The sequence below is a fragment of the Streptomyces sp. NPDC006368 genome, from assembly GCF_040612535.1.
In the GTDB taxonomy this organism is placed as follows: domain Bacteria; phylum Actinomycetota; class Actinomycetes; order Streptomycetales; family Streptomycetaceae; genus Streptomyces.
Map to the genome: position 1 here is coordinate 66,272 of NZ_JBEXQK010000015.1, position 18,460 is coordinate 84,731.

General features: G+C 72.0%; 16 protein-coding genes. 9 read left to right on the forward strand and 7 right to left on the reverse strand.

What is annotated here, in order from left to right:
- Positions 1-7: 7 nt before the first annotated feature.
- The 4 genes from efeB to ABZZ38_RS14405 all read left to right on the forward strand — a co-directional run bounded on the left by efeB (position 8) and on the right by ABZZ38_RS14405 (position 4,966).
- Positions 8-1,252 carry an iron uptake transporter deferrochelatase/peroxidase subunit gene (efeB, locus tag ABZZ38_RS14390; protein ID WP_356739295.1) on the forward strand — a complete coding sequence of 415 codons (1,245 nt, stop codon included), beginning with the start codon at positions 8-10 and terminating at the stop codon, positions 1,250-1,252.
- 28 nt (positions 1,253-1,280) lie between these two features.
- A complete protein-coding gene (pheA, locus tag ABZZ38_RS14395; protein ID WP_356739297.1) occupies positions 1,281-2,216 on the forward strand; it encodes a prephenate dehydratase in 936 nt (311 codons plus the stop codon).
- Between the two features lie 666 nt (positions 2,217-2,882).
- Positions 2,883-4,160, forward strand: a complete 1,278-nt coding sequence (gene serS / locus ABZZ38_RS14400) for a serine--tRNA ligase (RefSeq protein WP_356739299.1) — start codon at positions 2,883-2,885, stop codon at positions 4,158-4,160.
- Positions 4,157-4,966: an HAD family hydrolase gene (locus tag ABZZ38_RS14405; protein WP_356739302.1), complete on the forward strand. Its 810-nt coding sequence runs from the start codon at positions 4,157-4,159 to the stop codon at positions 4,964-4,966. The genes serS and ABZZ38_RS14405 overlap by 4 nt, the downstream gene beginning before the upstream one ends.
- A gap of 342 nt (positions 4,967-5,308) precedes the next feature.
- Here the strand turns inward: ABZZ38_RS14405 and lpdA are convergent, their stop codons facing one another.
- The 5 genes from lpdA to ABZZ38_RS14430 all read right to left on the reverse strand — a co-directional run bounded on the left by lpdA (position 5,309) and on the right by ABZZ38_RS14430 (position 10,550).
- A complete protein-coding gene (gene lpdA / locus ABZZ38_RS14410; protein ID WP_356739305.1) occupies positions 5,309-6,712 on the reverse strand; it encodes a dihydrolipoyl dehydrogenase in 1,404 nt (467 codons plus the stop codon).
- 126 nt (positions 6,713-6,838) lie between these two features.
- A complete protein-coding gene (locus tag ABZZ38_RS14415) occupies positions 6,839-7,558 on the reverse strand; it encodes an ABC transporter permease (protein WP_356739307.1) in 720 nt (239 codons plus the stop codon).
- Positions 7,559-7,592: 34 nt separating this feature from the next.
- Complete coding sequence (locus ABZZ38_RS14420) at positions 7,593-8,504, reverse strand: ABC transporter ATP-binding protein (RefSeq protein ID WP_356739309.1); 912 nt, start codon at positions 8,502-8,504, stop codon at positions 7,593-7,595.
- Positions 8,505-8,574: 70 nt separating this feature from the next.
- Positions 8,575-9,519 (reverse strand): ABC transporter permease, encoded by a 945-nt coding sequence (locus tag ABZZ38_RS14425; RefSeq protein WP_356739311.1) that lies wholly within the window; start codon positions 9,517-9,519, stop codon positions 8,575-8,577.
- Positions 9,516-10,550, reverse strand: coding sequence for an ABC transporter ATP-binding protein (locus ABZZ38_RS14430; protein WP_356739429.1), 1,035 nt, complete (start codon positions 10,548-10,550; stop codon positions 9,516-9,518). The genes ABZZ38_RS14425 and ABZZ38_RS14430 overlap by 4 nt, the downstream gene beginning before the upstream one ends.
- Positions 10,551-10,776: 226 nt before the next feature.
- Between ABZZ38_RS14430 and ABZZ38_RS14435 the strand changes: the two genes are divergently transcribed.
- The 4 genes from ABZZ38_RS14435 to ABZZ38_RS14450 all read left to right on the forward strand — a co-directional run bounded on the left by ABZZ38_RS14435 (position 10,777) and on the right by ABZZ38_RS14450 (position 15,069).
- Entirely contained in the window at positions 10,777-11,619 is an 843-nt protein-coding gene (locus ABZZ38_RS14435) for a M24 family metallopeptidase (protein ID WP_356739313.1), read from the forward strand.
- Complete coding sequence (locus ABZZ38_RS14440; RefSeq protein WP_356739315.1) at positions 11,619-13,394, forward strand: SDR family oxidoreductase; 1,776 nt, start codon at positions 11,619-11,621, stop codon at positions 13,392-13,394. Before ABZZ38_RS14435 ends, ABZZ38_RS14440 begins: the two co-directional genes overlap by 1 nt.
- 56 nt (positions 13,395-13,450) lie before the next feature.
- Positions 13,451-14,395, forward strand: coding sequence for a MerR family transcriptional regulator (locus ABZZ38_RS14445; protein WP_356739317.1), 945 nt, complete (start codon positions 13,451-13,453; stop codon positions 14,393-14,395).
- Between the two features lie 125 nt (positions 14,396-14,520).
- Entirely contained in the window at positions 14,521-15,069 is a 549-nt protein-coding gene (locus ABZZ38_RS14450; RefSeq protein ID WP_356739319.1) for an RNA 2'-phosphotransferase, read from the forward strand.
- Positions 15,070-15,247: 178 nt separating this feature from the next.
- Here the strand turns inward: ABZZ38_RS14450 and ABZZ38_RS14455 are convergent, their stop codons facing one another.
- A complete protein-coding gene (locus ABZZ38_RS14455; RefSeq protein WP_356739321.1) occupies positions 15,248-16,159 on the reverse strand; it encodes an LLM class flavin-dependent oxidoreductase in 912 nt (303 codons plus the stop codon).
- 58 nt (positions 16,160-16,217) lie between these two features.
- On the opposite strand from ABZZ38_RS14455, the gene ABZZ38_RS14460 reads away from it, so the two are divergent.
- Positions 16,218-17,126, forward strand: coding sequence for a Cof-type HAD-IIB family hydrolase (locus tag ABZZ38_RS14460; protein ID WP_356739323.1), 909 nt, complete (start codon positions 16,218-16,220; stop codon positions 17,124-17,126).
- Positions 17,127-17,266: 140 nt separating this feature from the next.
- On the opposite strand, the gene ABZZ38_RS14465 is transcribed toward ABZZ38_RS14460, so the two are convergent.
- Positions 17,267-18,391 carry a M23 family metallopeptidase gene (locus ABZZ38_RS14465; protein WP_356739325.1) on the reverse strand — a complete coding sequence of 375 codons (1,125 nt, stop codon included), beginning with the start codon at positions 18,389-18,391 and terminating at the stop codon, positions 17,267-17,269.
- Between the last annotated feature and the right edge of the window lie 69 nt (positions 18,392-18,460).

Here is an 18,460-nt window from a genome sequence, read left to right on the forward strand (position 1 = left end):
CCTGACCGTGCGCGACCACGCCCCCCACCACGAGGAGATCTCCCGGCGCAGGCTGCTGGGCACCGCCGGCGCGGCCGGAGCAGCCGGGCTCGTGTTCGGCGCTGCCGGTGGCGCCGCCGCACACGCCGCTGCCGCCGCCCCCGGTACGCCCCTGACGGCGGTCGGTGCGACCGCCGTGCCCTTCCACGGCGCGCACCAGGCGGGCATCACCCAGCCGTTGCAGGCCCGCGGTCATCTCGTCGCCTTCGACCTGGCGCCGGGCGCGGGCCGCAAGGAGGCCGCCGCGCTGATGCGCCGCTGGTCGGCGGTGGCCGAGCTGCTCATGGCCGGGAAGCCCGTGGGCGACACGGACAGCGGGGTGGCCCTGGACGCCGGGCCGTGCGCGCTGACCGTCACGTTCGGCTTCGGGGCGTCCTTCTTCGACCGCACGGGGCTGGTCGCGCGGCGCCCGGTGGCGCTCGATCCGCTGCCCGCCTTCTCGTCCGACCGGCTCGACGCGAAGAGGTCGAACGGCGACCTGTGGGTGCAGATCGGCGCGGACGACGCGCTCGTCGCCTTCCACGCGCTGCGCGCGATCCAGCGCGAGGCGGGCGCGGCGGCGAAGGTCCGCTGGCAGATGAACGGCTTCAACCGCTCGCCGGGCGCCACCGCCCACCCGATGACGGCCCGCAACCTGATGGGCCAGGTCGACGGCAGCGGCAACCCCAAGCCGTCCGAACCCGACTTCGACGAGCGGATCTTCGTCCCGGCGGGCGGGGAGCAGGCGTGGATGACGGGCGGGTCGTACGCCGTCGTCCGCCGTATCCGGATGCTGCTGGACGACTGGGAGAGGCTGCCCCTGAAGGAGCAGGAGCGGGTCATCGGGCGCAGGAAGTCGGACGGCGCGCCCCTGACGGGCGGCAGCGAGACCACCGAGCTCGACCTGGACCGGACCGGTCCCGACGGCAAGCCGGTCATCCCCGGCAACGCGCACGCGCGGATCTCCGCACCGGAGCAGAACGGCGGCGCGGCCATGCTGCGGCGCCCCTTCTCCTTCCACGACGGGATCGGGCCGGACGGGACACCCGACGCGGGGCTGCTGTTCATCGCCTGGCAGGCCGATCCGCTCACCGGTTTCGTGCCGGTGCAGCGGAAACTGGACCGGGGGGACGCCCTTTCGCCGTTCATCCGGCACGAGGCGAGCGGCCTGTTCGCGGTGCCGGGCGGCCCGGCGAAGGGCGAGTACGTGGGCATGCGACTGCTGGAGTCGTAGCGGGCGCGTGCGGACTAAGGTGGCCGGTATGTCGGCCACGCGCTATACGTATCTCGGTCCCGAGGGCACCTTCACGGAAGCCGCCCTGCGTACGCTCCCGGAAGCCGCCACGCGCGAACTCGTGCCGATGGTCTCCGTCCCGGCGGCGCTGGACGCCGTGCGCAACGGAGAGGCCGCCGCCGCGCTCGTGCCGATCGAGAACTCGGTGGAGGGCGGGGTGACGGCGACACTCGACGAGCTGGCGTCGGGGACGCCGCTGATGATCTACCGCGAGGTGCTGCTGCCCATCACCTTCGCGCTGCTCGTACGGCCCGGCACCAAGCTCACCGACATCAAGACGGTGACCGGTCACCCGGTCGCCCAGCCGCAGGTGCGCAACTGGCTGCGGACCCACCTGCCGGAGGCGATCTGGGAGTCCGCCGCCTCGAACGCGGACGGTGCGCGGCTGGTGCAGGAGGGCCGGTACGACGCGGCGTTCGCGGGTGAGTTCGCGGCGGCGACGTACGGGCTGGAAGCCCTGGTCACCGAGATCCACGACGCGGAGAACGCCGAGACGCGGTTCGTCCTGGTGGGCCGCCCGGCCCGGCCGGCCGCGCCCACGGGCGCCGACAAGACGTCCGTGGTCATCTGGCAGCGCGAGGACCACCCGGGTGCGCTGCTGGAGCTGCTCCAGGAGTTCGCGGCCCGCGGGGTCAACCTGATGCTGCTCCAGTCCCGCCCCACGGGCGCGGGCATCGGCAACTACTGCTTCGCCATCGACGCCGAGGGCCACATCGAGGACCGGCGGGTGGGGGAGGCGCTGACGGGCCTGAAGCGCATCTGCGCGAAGGTGCGGTTCCTCGGGTCCTACCCGCGGGCGGGCGTGGCGGCCGGTGACGTACGACCGCCGCGTCCCGGGACGTCGGACGAGGACTTCACGGACGCCTCCGACTGGCTGTCGCGCTGCCTGGACGGCCGGGCCTGAGCCACCCCCGGGCTGCCGGGCTCCCGGGCTCCCGGGCTTGAGCCTGGCCGGCCTGACTCCGCGGGCCTGAATCCCGGTCTTCGCCGTCCGGCGCGACCGGCGCGGCCTCCGCGCGGTTGTTCCCACAGAAGTTATCCACAGGCACGCATCTCGACCTGGGGACAAGTCGACAAGACGGAGGTGCCGCACCTCGACATCGTCGACAAATCGTCCTTCTCGGCGCAGGTGGAGCCAGGTGTACCCACAGGGCGGCATGTCCCCTGCCGTCACCCTGATTCGCTTGATCTACCCATTAGGGGGAGGAATTCCCACTCGAACGAGGGTGCGGAGGGGGTTTGATCAGTGAATCACCCGGTCAGGTTGCCACTTTCGGCATGATCTTTTCCCGAGTCCACAGATCTTTCGCACAGTCTGTGGATAACTCGCGGATGGAAGACCCGCCTGTGGACAACGAGTCGGCGGCGGCGCCCGTACCGGGCCCCACGGGGCCGGGCGGCGGCGGGGGCCACTCCATTTCGGCGAATAGAATCGCCTTTATCGGCGGACACCGACGGACAACCGATCGGACTTTACCGACGAATTTCCCAATTACCGCAATTCGGTCAAAGTGCTGCGCGCGGCGATATCGGGTGAGGGACGCCGAGCGCGCGACGGTAGCCTGGTGGGGTGATTGACCTTCGCCAGCTCCGTGAGGACCCCGACCGTGTTCGCGCCTCCCAGCGCGCCCGTGGAGAGGACGTCGAGCTCGTCGACGCCCTGCTCTCCGCCGATGAGCGGCGCAGGTCGTCCGGCGTCCGCTTCGACGAACTCCGCTCCGAGCAGAAGGCGCTCGGCAAGCTGATCCCCAAGGCGTCCCCCGAGGAGCGCGCCGAGCTGCTGGGGAAGGCCGAGCAGCTCAAGGCCGACGTCAAGGCGGCGGAGGCGGAGCAGAACGAGGCCGACGAGGAGACCCGGCGGCTGCTGCTCCGGCTGGGCAACCTGGTCCACCCCGACGTGCCGGTCGGCGGCGAGGAGGACTTCGTCGTCCTGGAGACGCACGGCACGATCCGGGACTTCGGCGCCGAGGGGTTCGAGCCCAAGGACCACCTGGAGCTCGGCGAGGCGCTGGGCGCCATCGACGTCGAGCGCGGCGCGAAGGTCTCCGGCTCGCGCTTCTACTACCTCACGGGCGTCGGCGCGCTCCTGGAGCTGGCCCTCGTCAACGCGGCGATCGCACAGGCGACCGAGGCCGGGTTCATCCCGATGCTGACGCCGGCGCTCGTCCGGCCGCGCGCCATGGAGGGCACCGGCTTCCTCGGCCAGGCCGCGGAGAACGTGTACCACCTGGAGAAGGACGACTACTACCTGGTCGGTACGTCCGAGGTGCCGCTCGCCGCATACCACATGGACGAGATCATCGACGCGGACAAGCTGCCCCTGCGGTACGCGGGCTTCTCCCCGTGCTTCCGCCGCGAGGCCGGGACGTACGGCAAGGACACCCGCGGCATCTTCCGCGTCCACCAGTTCGACAAGGTCGAGATGTTCTCGTACGTCTCCCCGGACGACGCCGAGGCCGAGCACCAGCGGCTGCTGGAGTGGGAGAAGCAGTGGCTGACCTCGCTGGAGCTGCCGTTCCAGGTGATCGACGTCGCGACCGGTGACCTCGGCGCGTCGGCGTCCCGCAAGTACGACTGCGAGGCGTGGATCCCCACGCAGGGCAAGTACCGCGAGCTGACGTCCGCTTCCAACTGCGACGGCTTCCAGGCGCGGCGCCTGTCGGTACGGATGCGCGACGGCAAGAAGGTGCAGCCGCTCGCCACGCTCAACGGCACGCTGTGCGCCGTACCGCGCACGATCGTCGCCCTGCTGGAGAACCACCAGCTCGCCGACGGTTCGGTGCGGGTCCCGGAGGTCCTCCGGCCCTACCTGGGCGGGCGCGAGGTCCTGGAGCCCGTCTCCCCGTGACCTCCTTCCCGTACAGGCTGATCGCGACCGACCTCGACGGGACGCTGCTGCGCTCCGACGGCACGGTCTCGCAGCGCACCCGTGACGCGCTCGCCGCCGCGACGGCGGCGGGCGCCGCGCACATCGTCGTCACCGGCCGCGCCGTCCCCTGGACCCGCCACATCCTCGACGACCTCGGCTACGACGGGCTCGCCGTCTGCGGCCAGGGCGCGCAGGTCTACCACGCGGGTGAGCACCGGCTGCTGACGTCGGTGACCCTCGACCGCCAGCTCGCGGGCCTCGCCCTGTCGAAGCTGGAGGCGGAGGTGGGCCCCCTCGCGCTCGCCGCCAGCCGCGACGGGCTCGACGGCGAGGTGCTCGTCGGCCCGGGCTACCTCGTCCAGGAAGGCCCGCTCCCGTACGTCTCGTACGAGGATCCGTCCGACCTGTGGTCCGCGCCGCTCAACAAGGTCTACATCCAGCACCCCACCCTGGACGACGACGCCCTCGCGCAGGCCGCCCGGGAAACGGCCGGCAGTCTCGTGGACGTGGTCGTCTCCGGCGCGGGCATCGTGGAGATCCTGCCCCTGGGGCTCAGCAAGGCGACGGGCCTGTCGCTGGCCGCCCGCCGCCTGGGCATGAAGTCGACGGACACCATCGCCTTCGGTGACATGCCGAACGACATCCCGATGTTCGCCTGGGCCGCGCACGGGGTCGCCATGGCCAACGCCCATGACGCGCTGAAGGCGGTGGCGCACGAGGTCACGGCCTCCCACGACGCCGACGGCATCGCCGTGACCCTGGAATCGCTTCTCCCGGCCGGCTGACCGGAGAACGGCCCGCTCGGCCGGCTTCCCGGCCGTCCGGGGAGGGGCGGCCCGCGCGGAACGCGCGCTCGAAGCGGCCGCCCCGGGCAGCTGTGCGCGGGCGGGCCTCACGGAGTGGTGGGTGGCCACTTCCGGTGCCCGGCGCCGCGCGCCGCCCTGTGAGGAGTTCGGCGGACTCGTACTCTCCACGGTCGTCGCCGCGCTCCTCCCCGGAACCGGTGCCGCTGACCGTTCGTGGTCAGCGCCGCACCCACTGTGCGCCGAACGCGCTTTCGGGCGCCAGCGAATTTCCGGGCAGGCACCGCGTACGGCGCCTGCCCGGTCCCCGCGTGCGGCGGCCGATCAGAAGTTGATCATGTGGCCGGCGAGACCGTGCACGGCCTCCTTGACCGCCTCGCCCAGCGTCGGGTGGGCGTGGACGTTCCGCGCCACCTCATGCACCGTCAGATCCCACTGCTGGGCCAGTGTCAGCTCGGGCAGCAGCTCCGTGACGTCCGGCCCGATCAGGTGCGCGCCGATGATCTCGCCGTACTTCGCGTCGCTGATGAGCTTCACGAACCCGGTCGTGTCGCCCAGGCCGTGCGCCTTGCCGTTCGCCATGAAGGGGAACTTCGCGACCTTGACGTCGAAGCCCTTCTCGCGTGCCTGCTCCTCGGTCCAGCCGAAGCTGGCGATCTGCGGCTGGCAGTACGTCGCGCGCGGGATCATCGGGTAGTCGAGCTCCATCGTCTCCGCGCCCGCGATCGTCTCGGCGGCGACGACACCCATCGCCTCGGCCGTGTGCGCGAGCATCAGCTTCGCGGTCACGTCACCGATGGCGTAGATGTGCGGCACGGACGTGCGCGACCGCCCGTCGACGTCGATCGCGCCGCGCTCGGTGAGCTGAACGCCCGTCTTGTCCAGCCCGTACCCCTCGACGTTCGGCGCGAAGCCGATCGCCTGGAGGACCTTGTCGGCCTCCAGCACCTGCTGGTTGCCGTCCTTGCCGGTGACGGTGACCCGCACCTGCGGGCCCGACTCGTCGATCGACTCGACCCGCGTCGAGGTGAGGACGTCGATCCCCAGCTTGCGGTACTGCTTCGCCAGCTCCGCCGAGACGTCCTTGTCCTCCAACGGCGCGATCCGGTCGAGGAACTCGACGATGGTGACCTTCACCCCGTAGTTGTGCAGGACGTACGCGAACTCGATGCCGATCGCGCCGGCGCCCGCGATCACGATCGAGCGCGGCAGGTCACCGGCGAGGATCTGCTCCTCGTACGTGACGACCCGCTCGCTGCGCCGCGTCCCGGGCAGCAGGCGCGGCGAGGCGCCGGTCGCGATGATGCAGTTGTCGAACGAGATCGTGGCCGTGGAGCCGTCGGACCGCGCGACCTGAAGGGTGTTGGCGTCCAGGAAGGTGCCCCGGCCGGTGAACTCGGTGATCTTGTTCTTCTTCATCAGGAAGTGGACGCCCTTGACGCGGCCGTCCGCGACGGTCCGGCTGCGCCGGAACGCCTCCCCGTAGTCGAAGGAGACCTCGCCGTCGACCTTGATGCCGTACGTCTTCGCCTCGTGCCGGAAGATGTGCGCCAGCTCGGCGTTGCGGAGCAGCGCCTTGGTGGGGATGCAGCCGACGTTCAGGCAGACGCCACCCCAGTACTTCTCCTCGACCACCGCGACGCGCTTGCCCAGCTGGGCGGCGCGGATGGCGGCGACGTATCCGCCGGGGCCAGCTCCGAGTACGACGACGTCGAAGCGGTCTGACATGGCTTGCTCCCCAGGTTGTGAGTGCGTGCGAGTCGTACGGGCCGTGCCGTGTGGTCGCGCCCGTGCCCACAGTAATCCCGGGTGCCTGCCGCCACGCGCCGGTCGGCCGCCGGTGAGACGTACGCCCTACTCGTCGCCCGCCAGGGTCAGCGTCCGCAACTTCCGCCCCGCGTACCACGTCGCGGCCACCGTCACCCCGACCAGCAGGACCGCCGCCACCGGCAGCCCGACGTCCGAGGCGATGAGCCCCTCCCCGCTGGTCCGCTCGGCCACCGCGAGCGCCCACTGCTGCACGCTCAGCGTCCGCGCCCCGGCGATCAGGGAGCCGAACAGCGCCTCCCACACGAGCGCGTACACGAGCCCGATGACGACCGCGTGCCGGCTGACCGTCCCCAGGAGCAGGAAGAGCGCGCTGTACGCGATCGAGGCGACCAGCGCCGCGACGGTGTGGGCGACCGCCACCTGCTGGCCGTTGCCGTTGAGGATCAGGCCCGCGAGGAAGGTGGGCACCGCCGAGAACGCCATGGTCACGGCGATGGCCACGATCAGCTTGGTGAAGATGATCGTCGGCCGCTTCACCGGCTTGGCCAGCAGATAGACGATCGAGCCGTCGTCGATCTCGGGCCCGATCGCGCCGGTCCCGGCGATCACCCCGATCAGCGGCACCATCGTGGCGAGCGCGAACCCGCCCAGGACGTCGGCGGCGATCTGGTCGTCGGGGCCGTTGAAGCCGCGGACGGCGGCGGCGATGAGCAGCAGCAACCCGGGCAGGACGAAGAGGATCGCGGCCCGGCGGCGACCGAGCAGCGCCCGGTAGGTGAGCCGGGCGACGGTGGGGTTGTACATGGTCGAGGGTCCCTTCAGGCCGGCGCTGAGGCGCTCAGGCCGCGACGAGGTACGAGAAGACGGACTCCAGGGACTCGTCCGAGGGCGAGACCGTCAGCAGACGGATGGAGTGGGCGCGGGCGACCCGGGGCAGCAACGCGGTGAACCGCCCGAAGTCCACGGCCTGGATGCGCAGGGCGCCCTCCGTCACGTCCACCTCGATCCCGGCCGTCGACGGGTCGGCGATCAGCGCCGCCGCGAGCGCCCGGTCGTCGCTGGAGCGGACCAGGTAGCGGTGCGGGCGGTCGGTCATCAGGCGCCGGATGCGCCGGAAGTCACCGCTCGCGGCGTGCCGTCCGGCGACGATCACCTCGATGTGGGAGGCGAGCTGCTCGACCTCCTCCAGGATGTGCGAGGAGAACAGGACCGTACGGCCCTCGGCGCCCATCCGCCGCAGCAGATCCATCAACTGCATGCGCTGGCGCGGGTCCATGCCGTTGAACGGCTCGTCCAGCAGCAGGACGGAGGGCTCGTGGATGAGGGCCGAGGCCATTTTCACGCGCTGCCGCATGCCCTTGCTGTACGTCGCGATCCTGCGGTCCTGCGCGTACTCCATCTCGACCGTGGCGAGCGCGCGCTGCGCCTCGGCCGCGCCCAGCCCGTGCAACTCGGCGTTGGCGACCACGAATTCGCGCCCGGTGAGGAAGTCGTACATCGCCTCCCGCTCCGGTACGACGCCGATCTGCCGGTAAACGGACTCGTCGCGCCAGATCGGCCGGCCGTCGAGCGTCACGGAGCCGGTGGAGGGGGCGAGGAAGCCGCCCATCATGTTGATGAGGGTGGACTTTCCGGCGCCGTTGGGGCCGAGCAGCCCGGTCACGCCCGGACCGATGGTCATGGTGACGTCGTTGACGGCCACGACGTTGCCGAACCACCGTGACGCGTTGCCGATGTGAAGAGTGCTCATGGGCGCAGCCCATTCCTTTGAGGGGTGGTGGTGGGCGACTGAGGGGTGGTGGTGGGCGACGGGAGGGCGATCACAGCCCGACCTTCCGGTAGCGGCGCATCAGGACGCCGTACGAGCCGGCGATGAGCGCGAGGACGACCAGCAGATACACGACGCCGGCGCCTGCGCCCGGTCCCGCCTCGGCCGGGAAGGAGGACGAGGCGCCCAGGAAGGCGGTCTGCACGCCGTCGATGAGGGTGATGGGGGAGAACAGGCCCAGCCACTGGATGGCGTCCATCGACCCGGTGCTCCAGGCGATGGCCTGGAGGGTGGAGACGGCACCGTACGAGATGGTGAGCGCGGCGATGACGGCGGCGACGCCGAACCCGCGGCGGGGCGTCAGCGCGGCCAGGACCAGCCCGATTCCGCCGAAGAGGAGCGACAGCAGCGCCACGGAGACCAGCCCCTGTGCGAAACCCTCGGTCTGCTCGGCGAAGTCCATCTTCGCCAGCAGAGATCCGATGTAGAGGATGAGCAGCGGCGACGCGGTGAGGATGAACAGCGCCGACGCCATCGCGCCGTACTTGGCGAGCACGTAGTCGACGCGCTCGATGGGACGGGAGAAGTACAGCGGCACGGACTTGAAGCGCAGGTCGCGGGAGACCGACTGCGGTGCCTGAGCCGCCAGGTACAGCCCGATGACGGCCTGCGTGAAGATCGCGTACCGCGTGTAGTCCAGCGGCAGGTCCGTGACCTTGGTGGCGACGGCCACGGCCACCACGACGAGCGCCGGGACGCACATCACCGCGAGAAGGATCATCGGCAGGACCTTGGACTTGGCACTGCGGCCCAGTCCGTAGGCGCCGCGCAGCGACTGGGAGAAGAGCGAGCGGCGCGCGTAGGCGCGGCCGAGGCGCGGCCCGTCGTAGCTGCGGTAACCGATGTTGTGGATCTCTGTCCGGGCCTGGCCCCGGGGGTGCGTCTGCGTGTGGTTCGGGGTCCGGTCCCCGGTGGGGGTCTGCGGCTCGGCGCTCATCGGGCCTGCACCTCCGTCGTGGCCTCGGCCGCTGTCCGTGCCGCCGCTGCCTGTTCCGTTGCCTGTCCCGCTGCCTGTTCCGCTGCTTGCGTGCCCGGCCGGAAGACCTCGGCGATGTGGTGGCGGCGCTGTTCCATCCGTACGAGGCCGAGGCCGAGTTCGGCGACGGTGTCGCGCACGGTGTCGTACGTCTCCTCGCCGGTCGCTTCGAGCAGCAGGATGTGCCCGGCGCCCGGCAGACCGTCCGCCGCTCCTTCAGGGGTCCCGTGGATCGTGATCCCGGCGGCGGTGAGCGCCTCGCGCAGGGCGGCCGTGCCGTCGGGATGCGCGTCGGTGTCGGTGACCTCGACCGCGAGGGTGGTGGTGATCCGGGTGAAGTCGCTGGTGGAGCTGGAGCGCAGCAGCCGGCCGCCGTCGATGACGACGACGTGGTCACAGGTGCGTTCGAGCTCGCCGAGGAGATGGGAGGTGACGAGGACCGAGATGCCGAAGTCGGTCCAGACCCGCCGGATCAGGCCGAGCATCTCGTCGCGGCCGACCGGGTCGAGGCCGTTGGTCGGCTCGTCGAGGAGGACCAGCTTCGGGTCGTGGACCAGGGCCTGCGCCAGCTTCACACGCTGCTTCATGCCGGTCGAGTAGCCGCCGATGGGCCGGTAGCGCTCCTCGTACAGGCCGACGTGACGCAGGGTGTCCGCGGTGCGCTCGCGGGCCGCGGTGGGCGGCAGGCCGGACATCCGCGCCATGTGGACGACGAACTCGGTGGCCGAGACGTCGGGCGGCAGGCAGTCGTGCTCGGGCATGTAGCCGACCCGCTCACGGATGGCGGCGCCGCTGGTGGCGACGTCGAGGCCCAGGACCTCGGCGCGGCCCTCGGTGGCGGGGGACAGACCCAGCAGGATCTTGATCATGGTGGACTTGCCGGCTCCGTTGGCACCCACAAGTCCGGTCACACCGGGCCCGATGTCCAGGGAGAGCCGGTCGAGCGCGGTCACCCGGGGGAACCGCTTGCTGAGGCTTTCGGTCGCGATCACAGTCACGTCCTCGACGGTAGTGGCGCGGACCACACCGGTCGTCAGACCTGGCGGCTGGATACATGTCCGACTCCAGGCGTACGGGCCCGTAGGGGAGCCCTTCCGGGGTCGGGGTTTTCCACAGGGCGTGCACGACCCTTGACGCAGCCGCCGGTCATTGTCACATTCATCGGTGTCAGGTTACGGACGCGTAGCGCACACACCGCACACGGGACGGACGGGTGGCATGACGTCGGTAGGGACAGCCGAACGCGGCGCGCAGCTGCGGGGGTTCGTTGAAGTGCAGCGCCTGGCGTACGCCTGCGCGGAAGCGGTCGCCGCGCGGCTCGAGCCGGGTGTGACCGAGCGCGAGGCGGCCCGGATGCAGCGCGCGTGGCTGCGTGAGCGGGGCGTGCGGGACTGGTTCCACCTGCCGTTCGCCTGGTTCGGGGACCGCACGGCGTTCGTGAACTTCCGGATACCGCTGCAGTTCTTCCCGACCGACCGGAAACTGGAGGCGGGGATGCCGTTCATCCTCGACATGGCCCCGGTGTACCGGGGCCACACCGCAGACATCGGGTACTCGGGATGCCTCGGTCCCAATCCGCTGCACGACAGGCTGCTGGCCGACCTGCGGGACCACCGCGAGCTGATCCTGCGCGAGGTGCGCGAAAGGCGCCCGCTGCGGGAGATCTACGAGGACGTGGACCGGCTGATGGTGCGGCAGGGGTACGCCAACCGGCACCGCGCCTACCCCTTCGGCGTGATCGCCCACAAGGTCGACCGGGTCAAGGAGCGCCGCTGGTCGCCGACGCTCTTCGGGTTCGGTGCGCAGTCGCTGAAGGGTCTCGCGAGCGACGCGCTCCACGGCCACCGGGACGGCTGGTCGCCGCTGTGGTCGCCCTACCGGTTCTCCGACCACCCGCCGCGGCCGGGGCTGTGGGCGGTCGAGCCGCACCTGGGTTTCCGGGGTACGGGTGCGAAGTTCGAGGAGCTCCTGGTGGTCACCGATTCCAGGGACCCCGAGGAGAGCGCGTTCTGGCTCGACGACGATCTGCCGCACGTGCGGCGCTGGGCGGAGGTGGCGTGATGGCCGTGGCGGGACTCGAGGGCGCGCGGGAGCGCCGGGTGCGTACGGGCGGGATCGAGCTGTGCGTCGCCGAGCTGGGTGACGCGGCCCGGCCGACCGTGGTGCTCGTGCACGGCTACCCGGACTCCAAGGAGGTGTGGGCACGGGTCGCGATCCGGCTCGCCGAGCGCTTCCACGTCGTGCTGTACGACGTGCGCGGCCACGGCCGCTCCACCGCGCCGAAACCGCTGCGGGGCGGGTTCACGCTGGAGAAGCTGACGGACGACTTCCTGGCGGTCGTGGACGCGGTCAGCCCCGGCCGGCCCGTGCACCTGGTCGGGCACGACTGGGGGTCCGTGCAGGCCTGGGAGTTCGTGACCGTCACCCGCACGGAGGGCCGCATCGCGTCCTTCACCTCGCTGTCCGGCCCGTCGCTTGACCACTTCGGGCACTGGATCAAGCGGCGGATGGCCCGGCCCACCCCGCGCGGGGTCGGCCGGCTGCTGGGACAGGGCGCCAAGTCCTGGTACGTGTACCTGCTGCACACCCCGGTGCTGCCCGAGCTCGCCTGGCGCGGCCCCCTCGGCAAGCGGTGGCCGAAGCTCCTGGAGCGGGTGGAGAAGGTGTCGGACGGCGACTATCCGACGCCGTCCCTGCCGAGTGACGCGGCCCACGGCGCGTGGCTGTACCGGGACAACGTACGGGCGCGGCTGCGCCGCCCGCGGTCCGACGCGTACGCCCACGCGCCCGTGCAGCTGATCGTGCCCACCGGTGACGCCTTCCTGTCGGAGCATCTCTACGACGGGCTGGAGGTGTGGGCGCCGGGGCTGGTCCGCCGTACGCTGCCGGCCAGGCACTGGGTGCCGCGGACCCGCCCCGACCAGCTGGCCGCGTGGATCACCGAATTCGTGACGGCGCACGAGGAGCGGGGGGCCCGGGTGCCGGCGCCCCTCGCGGCGGGGAAGCCGTACGCCGACCGGTTCGGCGGGCAGCTGGTGCTGGTCACCGGGGCGGCCGGTGGCATCGGGCGGGCCACCGCCTTCGCGTTCGCCGAGGCGGGCGCGCGGGTCGTGGCGGTGGACCGGGACGCGGAGGGCGCTGCTCGCACGGCCGAGCTGGCGCGGCTGATCGGAGCGCCCGACGCGTGGGGCGAGGTGGCCGACGTCAGCGACGAGCGGGCGATGGAGAAGCTGGCCGAGAAGGTCGCCGCCGAGTACGGCATCGTGGACGTCCTGGTGAACAACGCCGGGATCGGGATGTCCGGCTCGTTCTTCGAGACGACCACCGAGGACTGGAAGAAGGTCCTTGACGTCAATCTGTGGGGTGTCATCCACGGCTGCCGGGTCTTCGGCCGGCAGATGGCCGAGCGGGGCCAGGGCGGCCACATCGTCAACACCGCGTCGGCGGCGGCCTTCCAGCCGTCCCGGGTGCTGCCCGCCTACAGCACGTCGAAGGCAGCGGTGCTCATGCTCAGTGAGTGTCTGCGGGCCGAGCTGGCGGGGCAGGGCATCGGGGTGACGGCGATCTGTCCGGGCATCGTGAACACCAACATCACCGCGACCGCGCACTTCGCCGGGGTGTCGCAGGACGAGGAGAAGCGCCGGCAGAAGCGGGCCGCCCGGCTGTACGGGCTGCGGAACTATCCGCCGGAGAAGGTCGCCGACGCGATCCTGCGGGCCGTCGTGAACAACCGGGCGGTCGTGCCGGTGACCCCGGAGGCCCGTGGCGCGCGTCTGCTGTCCCGCCTCGCGCCGCGCGGCCTGCGGGCGCTGGCCCGGCTGAACCCTCCGCTGTGACCGGCCGCGGTCGTACGATCCCTCGAAGGAGGGTTCTGGGCAGGTAGGGAGCGGGTGTGGACGAGCGGGCCGAGTACCGGATCGAGGACCTGGCGCAGCACAGCGGCGCCACGGTCCGCACCATCCGTGCCTACCAGGACCGGGGACTGCTGCCGAAGCCGGAGCGGCGCGGCCGGTCCAATGTGTACGGGGCCGCCCATCTGGCGCGGTTGCGGCAGATCGCCGACCTGCTGGAGCGCGGTTACACACTGGCCTCCATCAAGGAGCTGCTGGAGGCGTGGGACGCGGGCCGTGGGCTGGGCGGGGTGCTCGGTCTGGTCGCGGAGGTGAACGGCCCGTGGACGGACGAGGAGGCGGACCGGATCACGCGCGCCGAGCTGGACGCCGCCTTCGGCGGCACGCCGGACGACGGGGCGGTGGAGGAGGCGATCGAGCTCGGCGTGCTGGAGCGCGTCCCCGGCCGCGAGGACGAGTTCCTGGTGCCGAGCCCCCAGGAGCTGGCCGTCGCCGCCGAGTTGTACGCGGCGGGCGTGCCGCTGCCGGCAATAGCCGGGCATCTGAGGGAACTTCGCGTGGAGGTGGAGCACATAGCCCACAGGTTCCTGGAGTTCACCACCGAGCACGTCTTCGCCCGCTATCTGGAGCACCGCCCTCCGACGGACGCGGACGCGGCGGAGGCGGCGACGCTGGTGCGCCGGCTCCGCCCGCTCGCCCAGCAGACCGTTGACGCCGAACTGGCCCGCGCCATGAGGACGTTCGCCCCGCGCCACCTCCAGCGGCACCTGTCGGCGGATCCCCCGGCACAGCCGTCCGTACGGGACGACGAACCGCGCGCCGTGGCACTGCCCGCCGCGACAATTCGCGCCGTGCAGCAGCTGGTCGGCCCGGAGAACGCGCCGGCGTTCATCGCTGCCGCCGCCGAACGGGAAGTACGGGCACGGACGTTGGACGCGCTCGCCGCACGCCATGGCGGCGCCCCCGGAGTTGACCAAAGCGCCTGAGAATACAGGGGAGTTGTCCACAGAATCGCCAATTACCCTGTGGATAACCGCAGTTCCTTGTGGACCAAACCTACCGGCCGCGATTTCTGTGGCGGATCGGCTGTGATACCTGACACGCTGAGCCCATGGACGACAGACGCACCGTAAAGGTGTCGAAGTACCTCGCGAAGCATCTGCGCCACCAGCCCGAGCGGATCGGGCTCACCCTCGACCCGCACGGCTGGGTCGCGATCGACGACCTGCTGCGCGCGGCGGCCGAGCACGGCGTACGCCTCAGCCGCGCCGAGCTGGAGCACATCGTGGCCGTCAACGACAAGCGACGGTTCACGATCGACGGCGACCGGATCCGCGCCAACCAGGGCCACACGGTCGACGTCGACCTCGGCCTGCCCCCGGCGACCCCGCCGGCGTACCTCTACCACGGGACCGTCGCCCGCGCGCTGCCCGCGATCCGCGCGGAGGGGCTGCGGCCCATGGCCCGCCACCACGTCCACCTGTCCCCGGACCGGGACACCGCGACCCGCGTCGGCGCCCGCCGCGGGCGGCCCGCCGTCCTGTCCGTGGCGGCCGGTGAGATGCACCGCGACGGCCACGTCTTCCACGTCACCACCAACGGCGTCTGGCTCACCGACACCGTCCCCCCGGCGTACCTCCGCTTCCCGGACACGGCATAGGGGCGCGGCGCGGACGCGTACCGGAAGGCGTAGCACCGGCTCGCGAGGCCGGGACCATCCTGCTGGGCCTGCCGCGCTTCGATGTCGTCCCGCCGTTCACGGTCAGGAGGCCCGGCAAGCCGGGGAGCAGGCGCAACGGGCGGGCGGCCGGGGCACGGCGCCGCAGCGGGACCGACTCCTACGGGGCGCCCTCACCGAGCTGCCCGAGCGCCTCGGTCGCGATCCGCTCGAAGACGGCCCGATCGGCGGCGAACCGCGTGCCCGGAACCGGCGCGTGGATCACGATCTCGGTGAAGCCGAGCTCACGGTGGCGTCCCGCGAAGTCGACGAACGCGTCGACCGACTCCAGCGGCGCGCTGCCCTCCGGCGTGAAACCGGTCAGCAGCACCTTCTGAAGCTCCGCCGCGTCCCGTCCGGCGTCGGCGCACGCCTTGCCCAGCTTCACGAGCTGACCGCGCAGCGCCTCCAGCGACTCCTCGGGCGTCCCCGTCTCCGCCACTTTCGGGTCACCGGTCGTCACCCACGCCTGACCGTGCCGCGCCGCCAGCTTCAGCCCGCGCGGCCCGGTCGCGGCCACGGCGAACGGCAGCCGAGGCCGCTGCGCGCACCCCGGTACGTTCTGCGCCTCGTGCGCCGAGTAGAAGCGGCCCTCGTGCGAGACCGTGTCCTCGGACAGCAGCCGGTCGAGCAGCGGCACGAACTCCGCGAACCGGTCGGCCCGCTCCCGCGGTGTCCACGCCTCCTGTCCCAGCGCCGTCGCGTCGAAGCCGACGCCGCCCGCGCCGATACCCAGCGTGACCCGGCCACCGGATATGTCGTCCAGCGAGATCAGCTCCTTGGCGAGCGTGACCGGATGCCGGAAGTTCGGCGAGGTGACCAGCGTCCCCAGACGAATCCGCTCCGTGGCGGACGCCGCCGCGGTCAAGGTCGGGATCGCGCCGAACCACGGCCCGTCACGGAAGGGCACCCGCCAGGACAGGTGGTCGTAGGTGTACGCCGTGTGGAAACCGAGCTGCTCGGCCCGCAGCCACTCGTCACGGCCGCCCTCGCGCCACCGGCGGAACGGAAGAATCACGGTACTCAGACGCATGCCACGACACTACGCGCCGTCACTGACACTCCCGCCCGGACGTTCTCATGGCTCACATGTGCACAGGACCGCACGGGCGTGCACCGGTGTACGGGACAATGGTCGGGTGACCTTCTCAGCGACCTCTCCCCGACCGCGGCCGACGGCACAGGTACGTCCCCGGCTGATCGCCACCGACCTGGACGGCACTCTCCTGCGCGACGACAAATCGGTCTCCGACCGGACGGTCGCCGCGCTCGCCGCCGCCGAGGAGGCCGGCATCGAGGTCTTCTTCGTCACCGGCCGCCAGGCCCGCTGGATGAACGTCGTCGCCGACCACGTCCACGGACACGGCCTCGCGATCTGCGCCAACGGCGCCGCCGTCGTCGACCTGCACGCCGGCGGCGAACTGCTGGAGGTCCGCCCGCTGGAGCGGGAGGCCGCCCTTCACGTCGTACGGGCCCTGCGCCGAGAGGCGCCCGGCACGTCCTTCGCGGTCGAACTCACCACCGGCTTCCACCACGAACCCGAGTACACGCCCTTCTTCATCGACACCGGCGCCACCGTCGCCCCCGTCGAGAAACTGCTGCACGAGGACGAGCCCGGCACCGGGGCGCCCATCCTCAAGATGCTCGCCCACCACGCGGAGCTCACCCCGGACGGCTTCCTCGCCCTGGCCCGCACGGCGGCCGGTGACCGCGCCGCCATCACCCGCTCCAGCGCCACCGCCCTGCTGGAGGTGAGCGGCCTGGGCGTCTCCAAGGCCAGCACGCTCGCCCTGTGCTGCGCCGAGCGCGGCATATCCGCCGACGAGGTGGTCGCCTTCGGGGACATGCCCAACGACATCGAGATGCTGACGTGGGCCGGCCGTTCGTACGCGATGGGCAACGCCCACCCGGACGTCATCGCGGCGGCCTCGGGCCGCACCGTCGCCAACAACGAGGACGGCGTCGCCGTCATCATCGAGGACATCCTGGCCGGCCTCTGAGGCGTCGGCCGAAACGCTCAGGCGACCGGGCCGCAGGTCAGGGGCCGACCGGGCCACCGGCCCCCGCGTGAGTCCACCGGCCCCCGATCCGGTGGCCTCCGCATGTCCGGGGGCCTCCATCCGCCCCAACCGAGCCCGGCTCACCCGTGCAGCCGCACCCCGTGCTCGCGCAGCCAGGGCACCGGGTCCACGCCCGAGCCCAGGTACGGGGTGAGCCGCACCTCGAAGTGCAGGTGGGGTCCCGTGGAGTTGCCCGTGGTGCCCGCCTGACCGATCCACTGGCCGGTCCGCACCCGCTCGCCCTTGTCGACGGCGGGTGCGGCGAGGTGCGCGTACTGCGAGTACCACCCGTTCCCGTGCCGGACGATCACCTCGATTCCGAACGCGCCGCCGCAGGACACCGACTGCACCCGCCCCGCGCCGATCGACCGCACCGGCGTACCGAGGTCCACCGCGAAGTCCTGCCCGGTGTGCCGGCGGGCCCAGCGCTCACCCGCGCTGTGGAACCGGGCGGACAGCCGGTACTCCTCGACCGGTGCCACCCACGCGCGACGCCCCACCGCCGCCCCGTCACCGCCCGGCTCACCCGCCGCCCCATCCGACGGTCCGTCCGGCTGCCGCAGCCGCACCGCCCCCCGGCACCGCCCCGCCGACACACTCCGCTGCGCCTCGGAGTGCAGCCGCTCCTGAGCGCGCCGCAACCGCGCCTCGAGACTCCGCTTGATCGCGGCCAGCCGCGAGGTGCGTACGTGCAGGGCGTGCCAGGCCCCGCGCGCGTTCTCCTCCGCGACCGTGAGGCGCTGCTCAGCGGTACGGGCGTGCTCCATCAGCCGGTTCACGGCCTTGGCCGCCTGCCCGGCGAGCCGCTGCGCGGCCATCACCTCGTTCGGGTCGTCGGCCATCAGCAGCCGCGCGGTCAGCTCCAGCGAGCCGCCGGTGCGGTACTGCACCCGCGCCACCTCGCCCACCCGGTCGTACAGCGCGGCGACCTCGCGCCGCTTCTCGCCCAGCTCCACCTGGAGCCGCAGGGCGGTGGCGCGCTGCGCGGCGGCGGCGCTGCGCCCCCGCTCGTACGCCTCGGTGGCCCGGCCCGCCTCCTCGTACAGCCGCGCCACCTCGGCGCCGGCGCCCACAGGGCCGTCGGGCCGGTCGCGGCCGGCCGCACGGCCGGGGTGGGGGAGCGTCAGGACGAGCAGCGCGGCCACCGTCGGCACGAGCAGCAGCCGACGGTCGCGTGGACGGGCCATGCCGGGACGGAGAGCCATGCTGGGATGGTGCCGCCGCGCCCGCCTGTTCCCGCGCACCCAGGCGCTTCCCTACCGCCGACCGGCCTA

Coding starts and splice junctions, on each gene's coding strand:
- pheA (WP_356739297.1), top strand. CDS start 1,281: ATGTCGGCCACGCGCTATACGTATCTCGGTCCCGAGGGCACCTTCACG.
- lpdA (WP_356739305.1), bottom strand. CDS start 6,712: ATGTCAGACCGCTTCGACGTCGTCGTACTCGGAGCTGGCCCCGGCGGA.
- ABZZ38_RS14415 (WP_356739307.1), bottom strand. CDS start 7,558: ATGTACAACCCCACCGTCGCCCGGCTCACCTACCGGGCGCTGCTCGGT.
- ABZZ38_RS14420 (WP_356739309.1), bottom strand. CDS start 8,504: ATGAGCACTCTTCACATCGGCAACGCGTCACGGTGGTTCGGCAACGTC.
- ABZZ38_RS14425 (WP_356739311.1), bottom strand. CDS start 9,519: ATGAGCGCCGAGCCGCAGACCCCCACCGGGGACCGGACCCCGAACCAC.
- ABZZ38_RS14435 (WP_356739313.1), top strand. CDS start 10,777: ATGACGTCGGTAGGGACAGCCGAACGCGGCGCGCAGCTGCGGGGGTTC.
- ABZZ38_RS14440 (WP_356739315.1), top strand. CDS start 11,619: ATGGCCGTGGCGGGACTCGAGGGCGCGCGGGAGCGCCGGGTGCGTACG.
- ABZZ38_RS14450 (WP_356739319.1), top strand. CDS start 14,521: ATGGACGACAGACGCACCGTAAAGGTGTCGAAGTACCTCGCGAAGCAT.
- ABZZ38_RS14455 (WP_356739321.1), bottom strand. CDS start 16,159: ATGCGTCTGAGTACCGTGATTCTTCCGTTCCGCCGGTGGCGCGAGGGC.
- ABZZ38_RS14465 (WP_356739325.1), bottom strand. CDS start 18,391: ATGGCTCTCCGTCCCGGCATGGCCCGTCCACGCGACCGTCGGCTGCTG.